The sequence below is a fragment of the Asprobacillus argus genome (assembly GCF_032248395.1).
In the GTDB taxonomy this organism is placed as follows: Bacteria; Bacteroidota; Bacteroidia; order Flavobacteriales; family Flavobacteriaceae; genus Polaribacter; species Polaribacter argus.
Map to the genome: position 1 here is coordinate 1 of NZ_JAVTTO010000001.1, position 25,152 is coordinate 25,152.

At 35.9% G+C, this 25,152-nt stretch carries 18 protein-coding genes; 10 read left to right on the plus strand and 8 right to left on the minus strand.

The annotated features are described in order from the left end of the window. Window positions 1-3,259: SprB repeat-containing protein (locus tag RQM59_RS00005; RefSeq protein WP_349240001.1), on the minus strand; the 3,259-nt coding region annotated here is incomplete at its 3' end. Window positions 3,260-3,780: 521 nt separating this feature from the next. On the opposite strand from RQM59_RS00005, the gene gyrB reads away from it, so the two are divergent. The 3 genes from gyrB (at window position 3,781) to mdh (ending at window position 7,921) form a co-directional block, all read left to right on the plus strand. Further along, the gene (gene gyrB, locus RQM59_RS00010) at window positions 3,781-5,721 is read left to right on the plus strand and encodes a DNA topoisomerase (ATP-hydrolyzing) subunit B (RefSeq protein WP_349240002.1); all 1,941 of its coding nucleotides are present in this window, start codon (window positions 3,781-3,783) and stop codon (window positions 5,719-5,721) included. 127 nt (window positions 5,722-5,848) lie between these two features. Then, window positions 5,849-6,865, plus strand: a complete 1,017-nt coding sequence (locus RQM59_RS00015; protein ID WP_349240003.1) for a DUF6588 family protein — start codon at window positions 5,849-5,851, stop codon at window positions 6,863-6,865. A 129-nt stretch (window positions 6,866-6,994) separates the two neighbouring features. Next, window positions 6,995-7,921, plus strand: a complete 927-nt coding sequence (gene mdh, locus RQM59_RS00020; protein WP_349240004.1) for a malate dehydrogenase — start codon at window positions 6,995-6,997, stop codon at window positions 7,919-7,921. Between the two features lie 52 nt (window positions 7,922-7,973). On the opposite strand, the gene RQM59_RS00025 is transcribed toward mdh, so the two are convergent. Both RQM59_RS00025 and RQM59_RS00030 read right to left on the minus strand, forming a co-directional pair. Next, complete coding sequence (locus RQM59_RS00025; protein WP_349240005.1) at window positions 7,974-8,486, minus strand: GNAT family N-acetyltransferase; 513 nt, start codon at window positions 8,484-8,486, stop codon at window positions 7,974-7,976. Window positions 8,487-8,488: 2 nt separating this feature from the next. After that, the gene (locus tag RQM59_RS00030) at window positions 8,489-10,165 is read right to left on the minus strand and encodes a formate--tetrahydrofolate ligase (RefSeq protein WP_349240006.1); all 1,677 of its coding nucleotides are present in this window, start codon (window positions 10,163-10,165) and stop codon (window positions 8,489-8,491) included. Between the two features lie 143 nt (window positions 10,166-10,308). On the opposite strand from RQM59_RS00030, the gene secDF reads away from it, so the two are divergent. From secDF to obgE, 3 genes are all read left to right on the plus strand, one after another. Further along, window positions 10,309-13,314, plus strand: a complete 3,006-nt coding sequence (secDF, locus tag RQM59_RS00035; RefSeq protein WP_349240007.1) for a protein translocase subunit SecDF — start codon at window positions 10,309-10,311, stop codon at window positions 13,312-13,314. A 105-nt stretch (window positions 13,315-13,419) separates the two neighbouring features. Further along, on the plus strand, window positions 13,420-14,538 hold the full coding sequence (locus RQM59_RS00040; RefSeq protein WP_349240008.1) for an adenylate kinase: 1,119 nt from the start codon (window positions 13,420-13,422) through the stop codon (window positions 14,536-14,538). A gap of 3 nt (window positions 14,539-14,541) precedes the next feature. Then, window positions 14,542-15,531, plus strand: a complete 990-nt coding sequence (gene obgE / locus RQM59_RS00045) for a GTPase ObgE (protein WP_349240009.1) — start codon at window positions 14,542-14,544, stop codon at window positions 15,529-15,531. On the opposite strand, the gene RQM59_RS00050 is transcribed toward obgE, so the two are convergent. The 5 genes from RQM59_RS00050 to RQM59_RS00070 all read right to left on the minus strand — a co-directional run bounded on the left by RQM59_RS00050 (window position 15,528) and on the right by RQM59_RS00070 (window position 19,168). Continuing rightward, window positions 15,528-15,995, minus strand: coding sequence for a hypothetical protein (locus tag RQM59_RS00050; RefSeq protein ID WP_349240010.1), 468 nt, complete (start codon window positions 15,993-15,995; stop codon window positions 15,528-15,530). The genes obgE and RQM59_RS00050 overlap by 4 nt on opposite strands. Window positions 15,996-16,037: 42 nt before the next feature. Then, complete coding sequence (locus RQM59_RS00055) at window positions 16,038-16,538, minus strand: energy transducer TonB (protein WP_349240011.1); 501 nt, start codon at window positions 16,536-16,538, stop codon at window positions 16,038-16,040. Window positions 16,539-16,625: 87 nt separating this feature from the next. Next, entirely contained in the window at window positions 16,626-17,345 is a 720-nt protein-coding gene (locus RQM59_RS00060; protein ID WP_349240012.1) for an energy transducer TonB, read from the minus strand. A 94-nt stretch (window positions 17,346-17,439) separates the two neighbouring features. Continuing rightward, window positions 17,440-18,804 (minus strand): M56 family metallopeptidase, encoded by a 1,365-nt coding sequence (locus tag RQM59_RS00065; RefSeq protein ID WP_349240013.1) that lies wholly within the window; start codon window positions 18,802-18,804, stop codon window positions 17,440-17,442. 1 nt (window position 18,805) lies between these two features. Next, window positions 18,806-19,168 (minus strand): BlaI/MecI/CopY family transcriptional regulator, encoded by a 363-nt coding sequence (locus RQM59_RS00070; RefSeq protein ID WP_349240014.1) that lies wholly within the window; start codon window positions 19,166-19,168, stop codon window positions 18,806-18,808. 129 nt (window positions 19,169-19,297) lie between these two features. On the opposite strand from RQM59_RS00070, the gene RQM59_RS00075 reads away from it, so the two are divergent. The 4 genes from RQM59_RS00075 to RQM59_RS00090 all read left to right on the plus strand — a co-directional run bounded on the left by RQM59_RS00075 (window position 19,298) and on the right by RQM59_RS00090 (window position 25,130). Next, on the plus strand, window positions 19,298-19,798 hold the full coding sequence (locus tag RQM59_RS00075) for a DUF456 domain-containing protein (protein WP_349240015.1): 501 nt from the start codon (window positions 19,298-19,300) through the stop codon (window positions 19,796-19,798). 240 nt (window positions 19,799-20,038) lie between these two features. After that, window positions 20,039-21,736 carry a lysine--tRNA ligase gene (lysS, locus tag RQM59_RS00080; RefSeq protein WP_349240016.1) on the plus strand — a complete coding sequence of 566 codons (1,698 nt, stop codon included), beginning with the start codon at window positions 20,039-20,041 and terminating at the stop codon, window positions 21,734-21,736. Window positions 21,737-21,847: 111 nt separating this feature from the next. Beyond that, window positions 21,848-23,482, plus strand: coding sequence for a DUF1800 family protein (locus RQM59_RS00085; RefSeq protein WP_349240017.1), 1,635 nt, complete (start codon window positions 21,848-21,850; stop codon window positions 23,480-23,482). Between the two features lie 10 nt (window positions 23,483-23,492). After that, a complete protein-coding gene (locus RQM59_RS00090) occupies window positions 23,493-25,130 on the plus strand; it encodes a DUF1501 domain-containing protein (protein WP_349240018.1) in 1,638 nt (545 codons plus the stop codon). The last annotated feature ends 22 nt before the right edge of the window (window positions 25,131-25,152 follow it).

Below are 25,152 nucleotides of genomic sequence, written 5' to 3' on the forward strand. Positions count from 1 at the left end.
TGATGCCATTTGCATCTACGATCGTAACATCATAAGTTCCCGAGGTTAGGTTATTGAACGTATACGTTGGTCCTGCTTGATTGGTGGCCTGCTGCACTACATTGGCGGTTCCACCTTCTAATAAGGTGATCGTATAGTTAGGTACTGAGTTTTGATCTATAGATACTTCAATAACTCCAGTAGTATCTCCAAAACACAATACATTCTGATGGGATGCTAACACTTCTGATATTAACAAATCGGCTGGCTCATTAAGGGTCCACTGTTGAACAATCATACAGCCATTTGCATCCGTAATGGTTACCTGATAATCACCTGCTACCAATCCCGTTAAGTCTTCTTGAGTCTGTTGTCCCACTGGAATCACGCCTCCATTGGATGCAACCCAAGCATAGGTGTAAGGTGTTACACCTCCTGTTACGGTTATATCAATACTTCCATCACTCAAACCAAAACCTGAGATCTGGAAACCGTTGTAATCTGATATGTTTGCTGTTAAGCCTAAAGCTGTGGGTTCGGTAATCGTATAAGGTTGGTTGATAACACAAACACCTGTCGTATCCGTAATCGTTACAGTATACGTACCAGAGGCCAAGCCACTAATATCTTCTGTTGCTGCTGTAAAGCCTCCTGGACCAGTCCATGAAAAGGTATAACCTGGTGTTCCTCCACTAACCGTTAAATCAATACTTCCGTCATTCGCACCATTACAGCTAATACCAAATCCATTGAAATCTGAAACTACAGCACTATCTATTGCTAATCCATTGGCCGGTTGACTGATCAAGATACCATTGATGTTTCTGGTGATGCCATTTGCATCTACGATCGTAACATCATAAGTTCCCGAGGTTAGGTTATTGAACGTATACGTTGGCCCTGCTTGATTGGTGGCCTGCTGCACTACATTGGCGGTTCCACCTTCTAATAAGGTGATCGTATAGTTAGGTACTGAGTTTTGATCTATAGATACTTCAATAACTCCAGTAGTATCTCCAAAACACAATACATTCTGATGAGATGCTAACACTTCTGATATTAACAAATCGGCTGGCTCATTAAGGGTCCACTGTTGAACAATCATACAGCCATTTGCATCCGTAATGGTTACCTGATAATCACCTGCTACCAATCCCGTTAAATCTTCTTGAGTCTGTTGTCCCACTGGAATCACGCCTCCATTGGATGCAACCCAAGCATAGGTGTAAGGCATAGCTCCACCAGTCATTGTTATATCTATTCCTCCATCACTCAAACCAAAACCTGAAATCTGGAAACCATTATAATCAGTTGGGACTCCGGTTAACGTTAATACATTGGTCTCGACCACAGTAAAAGTTCTCATAAAAACACACATGTTCCCATCTGTAATACTTACCGTATAATCTCCTCCTGATAAATTTGTAATATTTTGATTATTTTCTTGACCTGCAGGAACTATTCCTCCATTCGATGCAGTCCAAGAATATGAAAAAGGTGCAGTAATGCCCGTTGGGTTTATTGTTATAGACCCATCGGCACCAGCTGGACAAGTTACATCTGTAATTACTTCATTTGCTACCAAATCATTTTGAGCAACCGAAGCCATTGCATTAGAAGTACAATTATTTGCATCCGTAATAGTGAATGTATAGTTGCCAGAAGCAAGTCCCATAAAATCAAAAGCCCCTCCATCAGTAGGAACGTTTATAATGGTTGCTGTACCATCTAACTGAATGGTATAAGGGGCCATTCCTCCACTTATGGTTCCAGTAACATTACCATCAGAGCCTCCAAAACACGTTAAAGTTTCTCCCGCAATGGTGACATTGACTCCTGCGGGTTCTTGAAGCACCTCATTAATAATTTGTGTTGCAGCGCACCCACTCTGGTCCGTAATTACGATCGTATAACTTCCATCTCCAAGGCTTCCAAACGTATAGTTATTTCCGTTGATAAATGTAGGTGTTGTTACAACACTATTTACCGTAAAAACATACGGAGGTGTTCCTCCAATTGCAGATACAATAATCTCTCCATCCGTAGCTCCATTACAACTGGGATCTTGATCAGATATAAAAGCGCTCTGCAGTTGAGTCGGTTGTGTTATATCTGCTTGCGGATTCGCAATACAGCCATTGTCATCAGTTATGGTGAACGTATAATTTCCAGCTCCTAATCCTGAAAAATCGAATGCTCCTCCATCGGTGAGTACGTTAATCACAGTTGCTGTGCCATCTAATTGAATAGTATAAGGTGGAGTACCGCCAGAAATGGTTCCAGTAACATTACCATCTGTATCTCCAAAACAGGCTAAGGCTTCGCCAGAAACTGTATAGGTTAATTCCGTCGGTTCCGTAATAGTAAATTCCTCAAATTTATCGCATAAAGGATATGCAGTAGGATCTATTCCATAATCTGTTGAAAAAGGAGGGAATAGTAATCTATCTTGATGATAAATTCGATAATCGCCTGCAATTAAATTCGGTATTACATAATTTTGTCCTGCACCAATGTTTGTCCATCCTAATACTGGAACTTCAGTGATTCCTACAACCCTAACTAATCGGATTCCATAGTCGTCACCCCAGCCGCCCGCAAGGGTAATTTCCGCAGAGCCATCGTTCCCGTTAAAACAACTCACATTACTCACACTATCTACAGTAAGTGTTCTAGTTGGTGGTGCTGTTACGGCAATCATTTCTGATCCCTCACATCCATTTGCGTCTACCCACACCAATTCATAATTCCCTACAAGAACATCTAAAATTGTAATACTCAAATCCGTTGTGGTTCCATTCCGAATGGTATTACCTCCTAGTGTATTAAGTTCCCACGTATATGATGGGACTCCATTTACAAAAGTAAATCGAATAGCTCCTGAGTCTGTATCTTCTGCACATATTAATCCTGCAAAATCAATAGTTCCGAGCATATTAAATCCAGCAGTAATACTATATTCACCTGAAACAGTAGCACTCGCAGCATCTGTAACCTCTACTCTGTAGTTTCCGGCTCCTAACCCTGTAATAATTCGTTCGGTTTCTCCAGGAATAACATCCCAAGCCATGGTGCCATTGTTATACACAAACCACTCGTATGTATATGGCGTGGTGCCTCCTGCAGCAGATATAGTAATCTGACCATTACATGAGCTCACTACAGCCGTAACGATACTAAGTTGCGAAAAAACTTGAGAACTAAATAATAAAAATAGCAAGGTGAAAGTAGCCTTTCTATATAGCTTGCCGTAGTGTCCTTTATTGCGGGGGTTACACATAATTGTTTATTTTTAAAAATACCTTTTACATAGCACTTTCGTGCTATTTTATTGTTCAAGCCCCCTTTAACAATTATTCAGACTGGAAATATATGAAGAAAAATAGTAATAATGCATGAACAGTAGATTAATATTTGTTTAAAATAAAACGCTCTAAATCAAAGTTTATTGGACAATAAGCATGCCTTTACATGATTTTGAAATACAATCAATTCGGTCAAAAGTGCTTTATCTTGGGCTAAATTCAACAAAAAGCACAATTTTACGAGACTCAAATTAGCCCTTTTACGAGGCTTTTTTATCAAACAATAAAAATCGCTGTTTTCAAAAAAATGCAAATCAAGTTTAAAGTCATTTTTAAGACTTTTAAGCCACTTTTAGAGTAATCAACAAATGTTAATAATTAGCACATTGAAACCCTTTTTCCCTTTCATAAAAATTGCTTTTTTCGTAAATTTGTTTAGATAATTTCATCACTAGTTTTAGTGATGATTTTTTACGAATTTATAGAACAAACAAGTATGAGCGAAGAACAAAAGCAACACAATTATTCAGCTGACAGTATTCAGGCATTAGAAGGAATGGAGCACGTAAGAATGCGTCCATCCATGTATATTGGAGATGTCGGTGTAAGAGGTCTACATCACTTAGTATATGAAGTAGTAGATAACTCTATCGATGAAGCCTTAGCCGGACATTGTGACACCATAGATGTAACTATTAATGAAGACAATTCTATCACTACCAAAGATAATGGTCGTGGTATTCCCGTTGGTATACATAAGAAAGAAGGAGTGTCTGCACTACAAGTTGTAATGACGAAAATTGGAGCAGGTGGTAAATTTGATAAAGATTCCTATAAAGTATCAGGAGGATTGCACGGTGTTGGTGTTTCTTGTGTAAATGCGTTGTCTGAACATTTAACAGCCACTGTACATAAAGAAGGAAAAGTTTGGCAACAAGAATATGAGCGTGGTAAAACCTTATATCCTGTTAAAACTATTGGAGAAACAGATTTCACAGGAACTATTGTTACGTTCTCACCAGATAAAACAATTTTCACTCAGACCATAGAGTATAATTATGATACTCTAGCTACACGTTTGAGGGAATTATCTTACTTAAATAAAGGTATTACCATTACCCTTACGGACAAACGTAATCAAGATGACGAAGGCAATGACGTTAAAGAAACGTTTTATAGCGATGAAGGTTTACCAGAATTTATTCGCTACCTAGATAGTACTCGTGAGCAGTTAACTGCTGGAGTTATTTCTATGGAAGGTGAAAAAAATGGCATCCCTGTCGAGGTGGCTTTAGTATATAATACTTCATACGCAGAAAATTTACATTCTTATGTAAACAATATCAATACACATGAGGGAGGAACGCACCTTTCTGGCTTTAGAAGAGGATTGACCGGAACCTTAAAAAAGTATGCTGATAATTCAGGTTTATTAAAAAATGTAAAGTTTGAAATTGCTGGTGATGACTTCCGTGAAGGATTAACAGCCATTGTTTCTGTAAAGGTTGCCGAACCTCAGTTTGAAGGACAAACAAAAACTAAGTTAGGAAATAGAGAAGTTACCTCTGCAGTATCTCAGGCAGTATCTGAAATGTTAACAGATTACTTAGAAGAAAATCCTAACGATGCTAAAACAATTGTACAGAAAGTAATCTTAGCAGCTCAAGCGCGTCATGCTGCGCGTAAAGCACGTGAAATGGTACAACGTAAAACAGTAATGAGCATTGGTGGTTTACCTGGTAAACTATCTGACTGTTCTGAAACTGACCCTGCAGCTTGTGAGATATTCTTGGTTGAGGGAGATTCGGCAGGTGGTACTGCTAAACAAGGTAGAGATCGTAATTTTCAAGCTATCCTGCCATTACGTGGTAAGATTTTAAATGTTGAAAAAGCAATGCAGCATAAAGTCTTCGAAAATGAAGAGATCAAAAATATGTTTACAGCTTTAGGAGTTTCTATTGGAACAGAAGAAGATCCAAGGGCTTTAAATTTGAGCAAGGTTCGTTATCATAAAGTCGTAATTATGTGTGATGCCGATGTAGATGGTTCTCACATTGCAACATTGATCTTAACATTCTTCTTTAGATACATGAGAGAAATGATCGAGCAAGGATATATTTATATTGCTACGCCTCCATTATATTTAGTTAAAAAAGGACAAAAGAGAGAATATGCATGGGATGACAATCAACGTGATCTAATTGCTCAAAAAATGGGCGGAGGCGTAAATATCCAACGATATAAAGGTTTAGGAGAGATGAATGCTGAACAATTATGGGATACTACCATGAATCCAGAGTTCAGAACACTACGTCAAGTAACTATTGATAGCTTAACTGAAGCCGATAGAGTATTTTCTATGCTGATGGGAGACGAGGTTCCTCCTCGTAGAGAATTCATTGAGAAAAATGCAAAATATGCAAATATTGATGTATAATATATAACTCAAGATTAACAAATGAAAAGCGTATTCTACAGTATGAATACGCTTTTTTTTTATATATTTACTCTTATAACCCCCAGACTCCCCTATGTATTAGTAGTATTAACCAAACATTAAATACATGAAGAAAAAGTACATTTTAATTTTTATGAGCGTCTTTGCGTTTAGTTTTAACGCTAAAGCTCAAGATGGTTTAGAAGGAATCCTACAAGCCAACATTGCAGACGCAAATAAACTTACGCAAGCCTATGTTAATCCAGCCATGAAAGGATTAATATATGGTATGAACAGTGGCTGGTATCACACAGCTAAAGTTCATAAAGTTTTAGGCTTTGATATTACCATCGGGCTTAACGCATCTATTGTCCCTAGCAAAGATGAGATGTTTAATTTTGCTGATCTAGGTTTAACCTCTATCACCAGTACCTCATCTCCAACAGGAGCAACTGTTGCAGGTCCGAATAATTTAAAGCCTACCTTAACTGTTGCAGATACCTTTAATGGTACTCCCATTGCGGCAACATTTACCATGCCAGGAGGTGTAAAGGATGACCTACCATTGAATGCTGTGCCAACACCTGCTGTTCAATTTAATCTTGGATTGCCTGCAAAATTTGAGGCTATGTTACGTCTGGTTCCAAAAGTTGGTTCAGATGATGTAAAAGGAAACCTGATCGGTTTAGGATTGAAAAAGGAGATTACAAGTTGGTTTGGACCTATGGAAAAAACACCTTTACATGTTTCTCTTTTAGCGGCCTATACTAGTATGAATGTAGACTACGATCTACAAAATGACAGTTCTGTAGCTGGAAATAATCAGTCTGCAGAGTTTGAATTAAGTTCATTTACCATGCAAGCCATTGCTTCGTTAAATTTTCCAATAATTAATTTTTATGGAGGTTTTGGGTATACAGGAGGTAACTCTACATTTAAAATGCTTGGGCAATATGATTTAGACTATAATGCAGGAACAATAACAAGGACCGTAACGGATCCTATCAATCAAGATTTTGACGCTTCAGGATTTAGAACAACGGTAGGTGCAAGATTAAGTTTAGGTTTCTTTAAAATTTTCGCAGATTATACTTTACAAGAATACAACACTATTACGGCTGGAATTTCTATTGGCATCCGATAATTTAATAAAAAAAACGATTAAAAAGGAACCTAATTAGGTTCCTTTTTTTGTTTCTCTATGCATCCTAATTTCCAATAATTTATCCTATTTTTGTACTCCTAAAAAAGTAACAAATCTAAATTTATACACATGAAAATTACAGTAGTTGGAGCTGGTGCCGTTGGAGCAAGTTGTGCTGAATATATTGCTATCAAGAATTTTGCTTCTGAAGTCGTTTTATTAGACATCAAAGAAGGATATGCGGAAGGTAAGGCAATGGATCTTATGCAAACAGCTTCTTTAAACGGTTTTGACACTAAAATTACAGGAAGCACAAACGATTATGCTAAAACTGCAGATTCTGATATCTGTGTAATTACTTCGGGAATTCCTCGTAAACCTGGAATGACACGTGAAGAGTTAATTGGAATCAATGCAGGAATTGTAAAATCAGTTTCCTCTAGCTTAATTGAACATTCTCCAAACACCATTATTATTGTAGTTTCTAACCCAATGGACACTATGACCTATTTAGTTCACAAAACTACTGGATTACCTAAAAATAGAATCATCGGAATGGGTGGAGCATTAGATTCTGCTCGTTTTAAATACAGATTAGCTGAGGCATTAGGCGCTCCTATATCTGATGTAGATGGAATGGTTATTGGAGGTCACTCTGATAAAGGCATGGTTCCTTTAACTAGATTAGCAACTAGAAACTCAGTACCTGTTTCAGCGTTTATTTCTGAAGAAAGACTGGAACAAGTATTACAAGACACTAAAGTAGGTGGAGCAACCTTAACTGGATTGTTAGGAACTTCTGCTTGGTATGCTCCTGGAGCAGCTGTATCTGGTTTAGTACAAGCAATTGCATGTGATCAAAAGAAAATATTCCCTTGTTCTACTTTGCTTGAGGGTGAATATGGTTTGTCAGATCTATGTATTGGTGTTCCTGTAGTGTTAGGAAAAAACGGTATTGAAAACATCGTTTCTATTGACCTAAGTGATGCGGAAAAAGCGCATATGGCAGAATCTGCAGCTGGTGTTCAAAAGACAAATGGGCTACTAGAATTTTAAGTCCTAACTATATTATAAAAAAACCAGCCTAATGGCTGGTTTTTTTTATTTTTTAAAGCTTGAGACGAAACCCATAAACTTCTAGATCTTCTTGAACAAAATCAATTTCGGTAAACCGTCTAAATCCCATTCGTTCATACATTTTCCAAGCAACCATCATCGTTTTGGTAGAATGAATTACCATACTTCTATGACCATCTTTCTTTGCTTGCTCAAGACAAGAGTCTATCAGTCCTTTTCCTAAACCCTTTCCTCTGATTTCTGGATTTACTGCCAATAACCTAAAAGCGGCAGCATTTTGGTTTATCGTGGCCTCTCCTCCGGCTCCATAGAATCTCATATCTCCAAAATATACAACACCTCCATCGACAACTCCCTTTTCGGAAACAGCTACAAACAATTTTGCCTTTGGATAGGAAGTAAACACACCGACTTCACGTAACCTTTGATAATAGTCTGGCTGCTCTTCTTCAGAAGGAAACCCTTCCAATTGAGAATACACCTTAACCATTAAGGCTCCTAGTGACTCAAATTCAGTGCTATTTGCTTCCCTAAATTCGTACATTCTTACGACAATCCAGAAATAACACCTTCATTATCAATACTCATTCCTTCCGAAGCTGGTTTTCCTGGTAATCCAGGCATTCGCATCATTTTTCCTAAAATAGGAATGATAAATTCTGCACCTGCTGCGATTTCTATTTCTCTAACCGTTACTGAAAAACCTGTAGGTCTTCCAATTAGTTTATCATCATCTGAAAAAGACTTCTGCGTTTTAGCCATACAAATCGCAAAATCATTAAAACCAAGTCTATCTATTCTACGTAAGTTTAACATTGCTTTTTTGTCATAGATTACATCATCAGCTCCATAAATTTCTTTAGCTATGGTTGCTATTTTTTCTTTTACAGGGCTTTTCCAGTCATACAGTGGTTTAAACTCAGTTGCCTTATTTTCAACTACATCTACCACGGCTCTAGCTAGATCCTGTGTCCCCTCACCTCCTTTTGCCCAGCCTTCTGATACCACGGCGTGCACACCTAATTCACTACATGCTTCGACTACAAACTTCACCTCTTCATCAGAATCTGAAATAAAGGAATTCACAGCTACAACTGGTTCAATGTTATATTTTCTAATGTTCTCGATATGCTTTTCAAGGTTCTTAAAACCTTCAGCTACTCTTTCTACATTCGGAGTATTATATTCTTCTTTTTGTGCTCCTCCATGATGTCTTAATGCTCTAATTGTTGCAACTAAAACTACGCACTTAGGATTCAATCCTGCAAAAGCTGATTTAATATTTAAGAATTTTTCAGCACCAAGATCTGCTCCGAATCCGGCTTCGGTAACCGCATAATCTGACAATGACAATCCCATTTTAGTGGCGATTATCGTATTTGTTCCTTGTGCAATATTTGCAAAAGGTCCTCCATGAATAATTGCTGGATTCTCCTCTAACGTTTGCACTAAATTTGGCTTAATTGCATCTTTCAGCAAAATCGCCATTGCATTTTCTGCATTTAAATCTTTTGCAAATACAGGTTTCTTATCAAATGTAAATCCAATAAAAATATTTCCTAATCGCTCCTTCAAATTATCAAAATCTGTAGCCATACATAAAATAGCCATCACTTCGGAAGCAGGTGTAATATTGAAACCATCTTCTCTTGGAATACCATTTGCCGTACCTCCTAACCCGATCGTTATCTGACGTAATGCGCGATCATTCATATCAATCACACGTTTCCATAGAATGGTTCTGGGATCGATATTTAGGTTATTTACTTTACTTTGAAGGTTATTATCAATCAATGCCGATAATAAGTTATTCGCTTTTTCTACTGCATTAAAATCTCCGGTAAAATGTAAATTAATGTCTTCCATTGGTACCACTTGAGAATATCCACCTCCAGCGGCTCCTCCTTTAATTCCGAAGACAGGTCCTAAGGATGGTTCACGCAAAACTACGGTAGCTTGCTTACCGATCTTATTTAACCCTTCAGTTAAACCTATAGATACGGTTGTCTTACCCTCTCCCGCTGGTGTTGGTGTTAATGCCGTAACAAGTACTAGATTGTTCTCTTTTACTTTTTCTTCATCAATTAAATGAAGTGGTAGTTTTGCTTTATACTTCCCATACAATTCTAAATCATCTTCCTTGATTGATAATTTACTTGCAATTTTTGTAATGTGCTGCAGTTCTTTTGCCTGTGCAATTTCTATATCAGATAAATGCGCCATTCTATTTATTTATTTTTAGGTTGTTTGTTCTTTACGCTTTTACATAAAAAGCGAGTAAATATACACAATTTCATTAGGCTAATCTTTTTTGAAATACTATATTTGCACGTTTTAAAAAAGAAGTCGATATAAATTAAAAGAAGATGCAAAACAAAGGACTTATTAAATTATTTGCTATCCTTTTCGGATTGGTAAGTTTATACCAATTATCGTTTACATATTTTGCTAGTGGTGTGGAGAATGATGCGAAGGAGTATGCAAAACTATATGCAGATGAGAATGACGGTAAAGCGCTTGCTCGTTTTGAAAAAAAATATATTGACAGTGTTGCCACTGAAGATATTTTAGATTTAGGAATTACAAGCTTTAACTATAATGATATCAAGGACAAGGAATTGAACTTGGGTCTGGATCTAAAAGGTGGTATCAATGCTATTTTACAAGTTTCTGTAAAAGAGATTTTGATTGGGCTATCTAATGATTCTAAAAACATTGCTTTCCAACAGGCACTTCAAGCTGCTGATAAAAAGTTAACTGATAGTAATGATAACTATTTAGACATTTTCTATGATGAATTTCAAGTTACTTCTCAAGCAAATGGAAATGTTAAATTGAGTGATCCTAGTATTTTTGGGAATAAAGGGTTAAGCGATAAAATCAACTTTAAGAACACAAACGAAGAGGTAAAACCTGTTTTACAAGCGGAAATAAACTCTTCTATCTCAACAGCTTTTGATGTATTAAGAAGTAGAATTGATAAGTTTGGTGTTACTCAACCTAACATTCAAAGAGTTGGTACTTCAGGTAGAATTCAAATCGAACTACCAGGCGCTAAAGATATTGAGCGTGTAAAAAAATTAATTACTAGTAAAGCAGAATTACAATTCTGGGAAGTATATACTGGCGCAGAGTTATATAATTTCTTCATTCAGGCAGATGCGACGGTAGCTAATATGTTGAAAGATGATACCGCAACTGAACAGAAAAAAGACACAACCAATACAGATAACCTAGATGACTTATTAGAATCTGACAAGGACTCTGCAACTGTTGCAACACAAAAAAGGTTGTTCACATATTTGGCTCCTACTGGAGCAAACAGCTCAGTAATTGCAACTGCGAAAGTAGCAGATACAGCTAGAATTAATGGACTATTGAGAGACCCTCAGGTAAGAGGTTCTTTGCCAGCGGCACAACGATACACAAAGTTTTTATGGGATTATAAATCATATACCCCAGTAAAACCAGAAAACGTTACTGCGGAAGCATTTGATAATGCAGCACGTATTAATTTATACGCTATCAAGTCTAACAGAAGAGACATTGCTCCTATAGAAGGTGATGTAATCGCAGACGCTTCTCAAGTATATGATCAATTGAACAACCCAGAAGTTAGCATGACCATGAAAAGTGATGGTGCTAAGAAATGGGGTAAAATGACAACAGAAAATGTAGGAAAGTTTGTTGCTGTAGTCTTAGATGATTATGTATATACAGCTCCATCTGTAAATACACCTATCACAGGAGGTAGTACTTCTATCTCTGGAGGAAGTATGACAGTAGAAGAAGCTCAGGATATTGCAACCGTTTTGAAAGCAGGTAAATTACCAGCTCAAGCAAGAATTATTCAAGCAGAAGTTGTAGGACCATCTTTAGGCCAGGAAGCAATTGATGCGAGTTTTAGATCATTTGGTTTAGCAATCTTATTAGTATTAGCTTGGATGGTTGTATACTATGGTAAAGCAGGTTTATACTCTAATGTTGCATTAGCATTAAATATGTTACTAATCTTTGGATGGTTAGCTTCTCAAGGTGCAGTACTTACATTACCAGGTATTGCAGGTATTATCTTAACAATAGGTATGTCTGTAGATGCCAACGTAATTATATTTGAAAGAATTAAAGAAGGGCTATTTAAGAAGAAAGGTCTTAAGCAATCTGTAGAAGAAGGATTTAGTTTCAAGGGAGCATTATCTGCTATTATTGATGCGAATATTACTACGCTATTGACAGGTATTATCCTTTATGTATTTGGAACAGGTCCTATTAAAGGATTTGCTTATACACTTATCTTAGGTATTATTACTTCTTTCTTAACAGCTGTATTTATTACACGTTTGTTAATAGATGGATCTATCAACAAAGGAACAAATCTCACTTTTAACACTTCGTTGTCTAAGAACTGGTTCCAGAACATCAATATCGAGTTCTTAAGAAAGCGTAAGATTGCCTATATTATTTCAGGGGCTATTATCTTAGCTGGTTTATTCTCTATCTATCAAATTGGATTAAAGCAGGGTGTAGACTTTAAAGGAGGACGTTCTTACGTTGTTCGTTTTGATCAACCTACAAATGCTTCTGACGTTGCAAGCTCGTTACAACCTTCTTTTGGATCTTTACCTGAAGTAAAAACATATGGATCAAGTGCTCAATTAAAGATAACAACCGTTTATAAGATTGAAGATGAAGGAGAAAATGTTGATGATGAAGTACAACAAACTTTATTTGATGGTTTAAAACCATACTTAAAAGAGGGTACTACTTATGAAAACTTTAAGCCTGGATTTGAAAAGTCAGGAAATGCTATCATGAGCTATATTAAAGTAGAACCTACTATCGCGGATGATATTAAAACATCTGCATTATGGGCAGTATTTGGATCATTACTAGTGGTATTCCTATACATCTTTATTCGATTTAGAAAAATCTCATTTAGTTTAGGTGCAGTAATTGCGGTATTCCATGATGTACTAATCGTATTAGGTATTTTCTCTATTCTATATAAGTTCATGCCATTTGACATGGAGATAGGGCAATCCTTTATTGCCGCCATTCTAACAGTAGTTGGATACTCCTTAAATGATACCGTGGTTATCTTTGATAGAATTAGAGAGTTTGCTGGTATCCATACAAAATGGAAATATAGTGAAGTAGTGGATAAGGCATTGAGTAGTACTTTAGGAAGAACAATCAATACTTCATTAACCACATTATTAGTAATGTTGGCGATCTTCTTATTCGGTGGAGATTCTATTAAAGGATTTATGTTTGCATTGATTATCGGAGTTGTTGTTGGTACATATTCTTCTTTATTTGTAGCTACACCAATTATGTACGACACTTCTAAAAAACAAGAAAAACGGAAATAACTTTCCTTTCAATGATATAGAAACCGTTTTGCACTACTGAAAATAAAATCAGCACCAGCAAAACGGTTTTTTCATTCAAGGACGAGCAACTATATTTGTACTATTATGAGCATTGTTAAAATTCACGATCTTTATTTTAAACCTTTCATTACAGAAACGGACGTAAAATCTATTGTGAAAGATTTAGTTGCTCAGGTCAAAGCAGACCTTCCTAAGGGCGAGATTCCTCTTTTCGTAGGGATTTTAAATGGATGCTTTTTGTTTGCTGCAGATTTTATCCGTGAATTTAAGGGTGATTGCGAAGTCTCATTCGTGAAATTAGCTTCTTACCAAGGGACAACATCAACAGAAAAGGTAAGTCAACTTGTAGGGATTAACGAAGACCTAACAGGAAGAACCGTTATCATATTGGAAGACATTATCGATACTGGAACTACACTACAGGAAATTTACAATATCTTTAGAAAAAAGAATATAGCACAACTAAAAATAGCAACATTATTTTTTAAGCCAGATGTGTACAAAAAAGAACTTCCTATAGATTATATCGGACAAAGTATAGAAGATAAGTTTATCGTAGGTTACGGCTTAGATTATAATGGTTTAGGTAGAAATTACCCAGCTATATATCAATTAACAACAAAACCAAAAATGAAAAACATTGTTTTATTTGGCCCTCCAGGTGCAGGAAAAGGAACACAGGCTACTTTATTAAAAGAAAAGTATAACTTGATCCATATTTCAACCGGAGATGTTTTTAGATTTAATATTAAAAACGAAACTGAATTAGGGCTTTTAGCAAAAACATACATGGACAAAGGTGATCTTGTTCCTGACGAAGTAACCATAGATATGCTAAAAGCTGAGGTAAATAAAAATGAAGATGCTAACGGATTTATTTTTGACGGTTTTCCTAGAACACATTCTCAGGCTAAAGCTTTAGATACTTTTCTTACGGAAAAAGGAGAGCAAATAAATGGTATGGTAGCTCTTGTTGCGCCAGAAAAGGTATTAGAAGAGCGCTTATTAGAAAGAGGAAAAACAAGCGGGCGTACTGATGATATGGATGTTACAAAAATCAGAAACCGCTTTAACGAGTACAATACAAAAACTGCTGTTTTAAAAGACTATTACGAAGCACAAGGAAAATACTACGATGTAAACGGAGTAGGCTCAATAGAAGAAATTACAAAAAACTTAACAGAGGTTTTCGATACACTATAAGAAATGACTGAAGGAAATTTTGTTGACTATATAAAAGTATACGCTTCCTCTGGAAAAGGTGGTAGAGGTTCTGCACACTTGCATAGAGAAAAGTATATCACGAAAGGTGGACCAGATGGTGGTGATGGAGGTCGTGGTGGTCACGTTATTATCCGTGGCGACAAAAATATGTGGACATTATTTCATTTAAAGTTTAAAAAGCATTTCAGGGCAGAACACGGTGGAGATGGAAGTAAAAGTAGAAGTACAGGACATGATGGAGCAGATACGTATGTTGATGTCCCTTTAGGCACCATAGTTAGAGATGCAGAAACTAATGAAATCTTATTTGAAATTACCAAAGATCAAGAAGAAGTCATATTAGTAGAAGGCGGTAAAGGTGGACTAGGGAATTGGCATTTCAAATCTTCTACAAACCAAACACCTAGGTATGCACAACCTGGTATTGATGGTAAAGAAGGTTGGTTCCAAATAGAATTAAAAATATTGGCAGATGTTGGTCTTGTTGGCTTCCCAAATGCAGGAAAATCAACGCTACTTTCAGTCATTACAGCTGCCAAACCCAAAATAGCAGATTATGCCTTTACAACTCTCAAACCGAATCTAGGGATTGTAGAGTATAGAGACTTTCAAAGTTTTGTCATTGCCGATATTCCTGGAATTATTGAAGGAGCGGCTGAAGGTAAAGGTCTAGGGCATCGATTCTTACGTCATATAGAACGTAACTCTACCCTACTCTTCCTAATTCCTGCCGACAGTGACGACATCAAAAAAGAGTACGAAATACTCTTAAATGAGCTTAAAAAACACAATCCTGAATTACTGGACAAACAACGTTTTCTATGTATTTCAAAATCTGACATGCTGGACGATGAACTGAAAGAAGAAATGGTAAACGAACTTCCTGAAGGTATTGAACACCTTTTTATTTCGTCAATTGCCCAACAAGGCCTACAGGAGCTCAAAGATAAGCTTTGGCAAATGCTCAATTAGTTTTTAAGTTGTATTCTAATAGGCAGGGTATATTCCGAAGTTACAGGTATTCCCCTTTTTCTTGCTGGAAAAACGTTGGGTAGATCAAGAATGCTTTTTTTAATAATTTCCTGAATATTAGGAATTTCTACATATACATTTTGAGAAGCCTCAATTGATTTTAAAGAGATAGTTTTATCAGATCCTATAGTAATAACTACCTGAATAATCTCATCAATATCTTTCTTTACTTTTATTTCATTACCGCCTAAGCTTTTTGTAATTTCAAGATACATGGTGTTTCTGAAACAATCATTCTTTGCTGTTTTTTCAAAAATAGAATCGCAAACTTTAAATGACGGCGCCTTATCAACCGAGGTAAAGCTAATGCTATCTAGTTTTTGCTCATCATCTACTTTCTTCTTTGTGAAAAATTCACAAGAAGTAAGAAAACAGACAATAATTATGATTAGTATAAAACGCACAGAGCTATTACAGTATTACTCTGTGAAAATAAGAAATTATACTTAGAGTATATTGAACATAATTGGAAGTCTGTACCGAACCCTTACTTTTCTTCCTCTTTGAAACCCTGGTTTAAACTTAGGTAACTTTTTTATTACCCGAACAGCTTCTTCGTTTAGCAACGGATAAGGGCTCAATGCTTTAATATCGGTAGTGTAACCTATGGTATCGATTACAAAAGTTGTTTTAATAGTAACCCTACCAGCTTTAACTTCTTTCGTACAAACTTTAACCTCTTTCTTTAATTTTTTATCATACTCCGTTTTATACTCCAAGCATTTTGCATCATTTACATTAAAATGCCTTCCTATAAATCTTCTGATCTTATTATTTAAGCAATTGTTCTTATTAAGATCATCCTCACACCCTTTATATACAGGCACTCTTTCTATAACACGAATTGAAACTGTTTCAGGCTTTTTTAAAGAATCATGTGCTTCTTTGTTCTGAGATAAAGCAGTAGTTATCGATATTAAAAATAGAAAGGTTAAAATACTCCGCATAATGATTTTTTTTGACGCCATGAAAATAACAATTAAACCGTACTTCAATACAAGAATGACCAATCTTTTTACTTTCAATAGGGCTATTTATTCCACATCTAAACGAACTCTAAAAGAATATCTTACTGGAACATTCCTACCTCTTTGTCTGCCAGGCTTCATCTTAGGAAGTAATTTTAACACACGACTTACTTCTTTTTCTAATCTAGGATGAGGTGCTCTCGATTTAATCTCAGTAATGTTTCCGTTCTCATCAATTAAAAATTGCATTAAAATTCGCTTTCTACCTGGAGCAATACCCAACTCATTAGGCAAGTTAGCATCAAATTTTCTAGAATAATGCTTCTGAACTTTCCTACTAAAACATTTTTTCAATTGTTCTTTGTTTCCTCTACAGCCAGGGAATACCGGAGCTTCTTCTATAATCGTAAATGGCACATCCTCGATAACCTCTTCCTCTTCCTCTATTTCTTCAATCTCTTCAACCTCCACGGCTTCAGTCTCATCTGTTTCTGTGGTTTCAATAATGGTCTCTTCTACCTCTTTTTCGTCCTCCACTACTTCAATTTTTTCTGGTGTTGGTGGGGGCGGTGCTTTCGGCTGTTCAGGCTCCACTCTTTCCGTAATCGGAATTTCCTCTTCCATATCAGCATTCATAGTTATCGCACCTAAGTCAGCAAATTTTTTATCAAAAGTCTTCTTTTCTATTGCCACATACGTAACGAAAAGAGCCAGAACTAAACCTATTTGCATGAAGATCTTATTATAGTTTTCTAAGTTCGATTTAGGGTTTTTCTTAATATTCATATCTATAATTTATTTAAAACAACGCATGGATATCCCTGTATCAATGGAGATCATCGATATTATAAGGCACTATTTTATACGTAAGTATTTCTAGCTATTTCACATCTATACGCATGGGTAACGTATACTTTACAGTTACTTCTTTACCTCTTTGCTTACCTGGTTTCATCATAGGTAACATCTCAAGAACTCTTGTACATTCTTTCTCAAGTTCTTTATGAGGAGCTCTAATTTTAATATCAATAACGTTGCCTTTTTTATCTATTTTAAATAGCATGACAATTCGTTTTCTACCGCTTGGTAATTGTAATTCATTAGGAAGATCTGAATCGAAATTTTTAAAAACATGTCTTTGAAGGTTTTTATTAAAACATTTCTTATCTCCATCTTCACAGCCAGGGAAGGTTGGAGATGTTTCAATAATCGTAAAAGGAACTTCTTCCAGTGTATCTCCTACAATTACAGAATCATTATATGCTTCTGAAACTATCTTTTCCTTCATGTGATTTATCAGAGCTACTTGAATAGAGTCTTTTCTATTCAGTTTTGTTACTGATTCTTTTAAACTATTATTCTCTTTAGCGAGCGTGTTATCATTTGATGCTAAGCATGATGTATATGCTAACATTCCCAACAACATTGGTATAAGTAACAAGTATTTTATTTGTTTCATTTGTGCAGATTGTTCTTTCATGATCATTTTTATTCTCTTTTTAATATGTGTGTGTTTATAAAACTGATTGACAAAGGACATATTTGACACATCAAATAGTTCATTGATCAGTTTATTTATATAGGTCTCTTTCGAAGTTTCCTCTACTACCGAAGCATCCGAAATATATTCGTGGATCACTGCGATTCTTTTTTGGTATACATACAGCATTGGATTAAACCACATTCCTATTTTTAGAAGCTCAAAAAGCATTAGATCTATAGTGTGTTTCTGTCTACTGTGCACTAATTCATGAGATATTATGTTATCGATCTTTTCTTTACTAATATCTTTTCCTAAAAAAATATAATTAAAGAAAGAAAATGCCTTTTTTGAGTTTGGTAATACGATCAACGTATGGTTATACTTTCGTTCTTTTTTGTGTTTATAAATTAAAAGGATAAGCCTCCCTAGCTTCATAAGAAACAATAACATAAATAGACCGATACCAATAAAAAAAACAAGAGATAGGTAATTTGTTGATTCGGACACCGTTTTATATACGGTCGTTTGTTCTATAACCGATTGAGGTGACAGTACAATTTCCGGGAGGTACACAGAAAGTTCTTCCGAAGCTACCTTTTGAAAAGTTGGTATTCTAATGAACGGAATTATAAAGGATGCCACAGCAGTTGTAATTAAATACCATCTGTTTTTTACAAAGAATGTTTCTTTGCTCAAAAAGAAATCATAGACTGCCAAAAATATAGCTTGAAAAAGAATCACTTGAATAATGTAGGTAAGCATGTTATTTCTTTTTATTAATCTCCTTTAAAATATTTTCTAATTCAGAAACATCCATTTTATTTTCTTTTACAAAGAAAGACACCATACTCTTAAAAGAGCCTTCAAAATATCCATTCATCAATTTATGTAAGCTTTGGTTACTATAGTCATCCTTCTTTACAATAGGATGATACACAAAACCCCTGCCAATCGAAGTATGGCCTACAAATTCTTTTGACTCCAAAATTCTGACAATAGTCGAAACCGTATTATATGCGGGTTTCGGGTTAGGCAATATCTCTATGATATCTTTGACAGATGCTTCGTTCAAATCCCAAAGAACTTGCATGATCTGCTCCTCCGCTTTTGTTAATTGCTTACTCATTTTTCAACTAATTTTTTAGTTAATAGTGCTCAAATATAACTAAATTTTTAGTTTAAACTAATTTTTTAGTTGATTTATTTTGTAACAAACCTCTCATTTCTTCGTTATATATATACAACTAACAACCTCATGGATATATTTTTAGCCTTATTGGGCTTTGTCTTTATTATTTTAGGAATCATTGGGTCGTTCTTACCCATTTTACCAGGACCACTAACAGGATGGTTCGGGCTTTTAATCCTTCACATGACCTCCGTAATAGAAATGAATTGGGTATTTCTAGGGATTACTCTTGGGGTGGCCATACTTATTTGGCTTGTAGATTATATCATTCCTGCTATGGGAACCAAAAAATTTGGCGGCAGTAAATATGGCATTTACGGAACGACCATTGGATTAATAATAGGCCTATTCTTTTTAGGCCCGCTTGGGATTGTCATTGGTCCTTTTGCTGGTGCTTTTATTGGAGAAATGATGTATGATAACAAAGATTCTAACAGAGCACTTAAAGCTGCTTTCGGGGCGTTCGTAGGCTTTTTATTTTCTACTGGTTTGAAGTTTATGGTAAGCTTAATATTTACAGGACTCTATATCTCCAAATTTTGGGACCACAAATCACTGTTCTTCTAGAAATTAACGGGCAAAAAAAAAGCAACCCATTTCAGGGAAGCTTTCCATTGGTTAACAAAACCACGACACTTTTTCTAAAGTGCCAAACAACACAACTAATGCTACTTAATACAAAGCAGCCGGCAAATATAGTAGTTTTTTTGTGTACACCCAACAATTTTTCTTTTTTTAATTATCGCTACAATTCTTGCAATTGATTATCTTTGCGCCTTAAATTCACATCAGATATTTTTAGTACACATGCAATTATCAGAACAAGAGATTGTTAGAAGAGAAAAGCTTTCAAAGCTAAGAGCATTAGGAATCAACCCTTATCCTGCAGACCTATTTCCAATAGATTCAGATTCTAAAAAAATTAAGGAAAAGTTTGTAGAAGGCTCTAGTGTAGTTATTGCCGGAAGATTAATGTCAAGAAGAATTCAGGGAAAAGCCTCTTTTGCAGAAATACAGGATAGTGAAGGAAGGATACAAGTTTATTTTAATAGAGATGAGATCTGTACCGGAGAAGACAAAGCCTTGTATAATGATGTTTACAAAAAGTTGCTAGATATTGGAGACTTCGTTGGTATAGAAGGTGATTTATTTACCACCAAAGTAGGTGAAAAAACAATCATGGTTAAAGATTTTAAGCTTTTAAGTAAAGCCCTAAAACCTTTACCTCTTCCGAAGACAGATGCAGAAGGAAATACGTTTGATGAATTTAACGATCCTGAATTGCGTTATAGACAGCGATATGCAGATCTAGTGGTAAATCCACATGTAAAAGAGGTTTTCGTAAAAAGAACGAAGTTGTTTAACGCAATGCGTACTTTTTTTAATGATGCAGGTTACTTTGAAGTAGAAACACCCATTTTACAACCTATTGCTGGTGGTGCAGCAGCAAGACCGTTTGTTACACATCACAATTCATTAGATATTCCGTTATATATGCGAATTGCCAATGAATTATATTTAAAAAGATTGATTGTTGGAGGTTTTGATGGAGTATACGAGTTTTCTAAGAACTTTCGTAACGAAGGAATGGACAGAACCCATAATCCTGAGTTTACTGCCATGGAAATCTATGTATCGTACAAAGATTACAACTGGATGATGGATTTTGCAGAACGTTTGTTGGAATACTGTGCTATTGCTGTAAACGGAACGTCAAAAGCTACATTTGGAGAACATGAAATAGATTTCAAAGCGCCTTACGCTCGTGTTACCATGGCCGATTCTATTAGACACTTTACAGGATTTGATATTAATGGTAAAACAGAAGCTGAGATTAGATCTGCTGCCGAATCTATGGGTATAGAAGTCAATGACACCATGGGTAAAGGAAAATTAATTGACGAGATCTTTGGAGAAAAGTGTGAAGGAAATTATATCCAACCAACGTTTATAACAGATTATCCGAAAGAAATGAGTCCATTATGTAAGGAGCATAGAGATAATCCAGAGTTGACAGAACGTTTTGAATTGATGGTCTGCGGAAAAGAAATTGCAAATGCGTATTCTGAATTAAATGACCCTATCGATCAACGAGAGCGTTTTGAGGCACAGTTAAAATTAGCCGCTAAGGGAGATGATGAAGCTACAGAATTTATTGATCATGACTTCTTACGTGCGCTAGAATATGGGATGCCTCCTACATCCGGAATGGGGATTGGTATGGACAGATTAATTATGTTTTTAACAAATAATCAGTCCATCCAAGAAGTGCTATTCTTTCCACAAATGAGACCAGAGAAAAAAGCTCCTACGGTAGCATTGAACGATGAAGAAAAAGCAGTTTTAGAAATCATTACTAAAGCAGAGAAAATTGATTTAGTTGAATTAAAAACGCAATCTGGCTTATCTAATAAAAAATGGGATAAAGCCATTAAAGGCCTTACAAAGAAAGAAGTTGCTAAGGTTTCAAAAACTGAAGAAGGGTTATTTGTCCAAATAGTTTAACGGATTCAAAACACCGATCTCAACAGAGATTATTTTTTTGGTTGTACTTCTGAAATTAAACTTTTTCTTATTTTAAGGGTCAAACTATTCAAGTAACCGTACTTTTATATCATGGCCTCCTTAGCTTCCATATCTGGCACATTAGACCAACGAAAGGCTAAACATCTTTTGCGTAGAGCATCTTACAATTTCGAGAAATCTTCTATAGAAAACTTTGTTGGCAAAACCATCACGGAGGCTTTAAACATACTAACCACTGAACAACCTAATATCTGGTCTGAACCATATGATCCATTACCAACAAGTAGTCCAGATGGATATTGGTTAGCGTCAACCGAACATCCAAACTCTTTTTCGGGGCAAGGTAGGAAAAGAAAGATCATTGCCAGCTGGTGGTGGTTTAACAGTATCAAGCAAAGCACCTTAAAGCATAAATTGACCTTCTTTCTACATACGTCCTTTACCGTATCTAAAGACAGTGGTTCAGGAACCTCTACCCATTTTTATGATCATCTAAGATTACTAGAGCATTATAGATACGGTAATATTAAAACATTGGCGAAAAAGATCACTTTTGATAATTCGATGTTGAACTACTTGGACAACACCTCTAATAATGCCAATAACCCAAACGAGAACTATGCTCGGGAATTTTTAGAGTTGTTTACGATCTTAAAAGGTCCTCAAATTGCTAATGGAGACTATACCAATTATACTGAACTAGATGTACAGCAGACAGCCAAAGTTTTTTCTGGTATAAAAACAATGGCAGATAGAAGTATTATTGATTCGGATACAAATCTTCCCAAAGGTAGAATTGCAATTGGTCAGCATGACACTAATGATAAAACATTTAGTCATGCATTTAACAATCAGATAATTTCAGGAGGTAACACAGAACAAGAAATTATTGATGAGCTAGATGCCTTTGTAGAAATGGTATTCGCACAGGATGCTACAGCCAAGTCATTTTGCAGAAAACTATATCGTTTCTTTATAAAGAACGAGATTACCTCGGAAATAGAAACTGATATTATTACTCCCTTAGCCACAGCATTAAAGAATAATAATTATGAGATCTTACCTACAGTGGAAACCTTATTGTCTTCTGAACACTTCTTTGATGCCGATGATACAGATGCAAGCGATGAAATCTTTGGATCTCAGGTAAAAAGTCCATTACAACTAGTATCGGAAATGAGTTCTCATTTTGACTTAAACATCCCAGATCCAACAACACAAAACTTTGATTTTTATCGATTCTTTTCATTTGTTCATGACTATTTTTTACTGAGTAGCGGAATGTACTTATTCAGCCCAGATTCAGTTGCTGGATATCCCGCACATTATCAAGAACCAGATTATGACAGACACTGGTTTTCTTCCAATACTGTTTTGGGCAGATATAAGCTTATAGAAAGCCTAATTTCTGGCAGAAACAAGATTGGTAACAACAATCTGATAAGAGCACAATTAGACATCGTTTTGTATATCAGTGATCACATGGCAAACCCATCGAATGCTATTGATGTAATTACTGAAATATCAGAACTACTCTACCCTGAAAGTATCGATCAAGAAAGAAAAGATTATTTCGCCGAAAACCTACTTGAAGGGTTCCCGGCCTATTACTGGACTGGTGCCTGGATAGACTATACCAATACCATGGATGATACAGTTGTTCGATCTAGGTTAGACGCATTAATTACGGCAATGATGAATGCCGCAGAGTTTCAACTAACATAAATCGAATGTCATGAAAAGAAGAAATTTCTTAAAATTGTCGGCTACAGCATCAGCTATCGGGCTCATGCCTTTCGAGTTAAATGCTATGTTGCGATCTGTAAATCTAAATTCTTGTGACATTAACAACAGAAAGCTGGTTTTAATAAATCTAGCAGGAGGCAATGATGGTTTAAATACGATTATTCCTATTAATGTGTATGATCAATACGCCAATCTAAGGCCCACACTAAAGATTTCAAATACAGGATCAAATCCTTACATTACTTTAGATAATACCTTAGGCGATAATCAATTGGTTGGATTGCATCCGGCCCTTACAGAATTTAAAACGTTGTACGACCAAGGTTGGATGAGAGTACTCCAATCTGTTGGGTACCCTTCACAAAACAAAAGTCATTTTGCTTCAACCGATCTATATGCTACAGGGAATGATGGGAATAGTTGGAACAACGGTACAGATTCTGGTTGGATAGGTAGATTTATGGAAATGTATTATGCGAACGAACTAAGCGACACCTACCCTTTAGCTGTGCAAATAGGCTCCAATAAAACGTCTTTGGGCTTTCATGGGGAAGTTGAACATGGGTTAGCGATTAATATATCAGGTCAAGACCCATCAGGTTTTTACACCGAACTCAATGGTTTGGGAGGATCTCCTCCATCTGTGATTCCTAACAGTGATTATGGATTAGAATTACAATACATCATAGATACCGATAATTTATCCAATCAATATTCTCAGGCTATTTCAGAAGCTTTCAATAATGGAAATAATGCATCTTCTTATCCTGACACCGACCTCTCAAATCAATTAAAAACCGTTGCTAGATTGATTAGTGGAGGCCTCGAATCTAAAGTATATATGGTTAGAATAGGAGGTTTTGACACACACAATAGTCAAAGTCAAGGAATAAATACTATTGAAGGAACCCATAATGAATTGCTCAAAGAGGTTTCGGGCGCGGTTAAAACGTTCTTTGATGATCTAGATGCTCAAACTTTAGCAGATGATGTGGTTGGGCTCACCTTTTCTGAATTTGGAAGAAAGGCAAAAGAAAATGGAAACTTTGGAACGGATCATGGAGAGATTGCACCTATGTTTGTTTTTGGAAAACCCGTTAATGGTGGTATCTCAGGAACCAACGTAGACCTTTCTGAAGCAACAGCTACTAATAATTATCAAATAGAAACTGTACAGTTTGATTATCGACAAACTTTTGGTACACTTTTACAAAACTTTCTAGGAGCAAATGATGCAGTAATCGACGCTGCTTTCTTTAACCATACCGCTAATCAGAGTTTTAGCGATTCAAAAATCAACGAACTTATCAAAGACTCTCATGCCGTAGATGAAGGATGTTACAGTCAAACGCTCAGTGCAGATCAATTTAATACGCAAGATCCAAATAAAAAGTGGTTTATATATCCAAATCCTGTTGGAAATACACTTTACGTTTACTCAAGCTTAACATATAGTAACTTTGCATACAAGGTTTTTAATAGTTCAGGTCAGATCATATTGCAAGGAAGTTATGAATTATTAGATGGCAATCTAGCAATTGACGTACTACCGTTAGCTTCAGGCGTGTATTTTATTCAAATCTTTTCCGAAAACAAAAAAGAGACTCACAAGATCCTAAAGCTTTAAATGATGTTTTTTCATATATGAA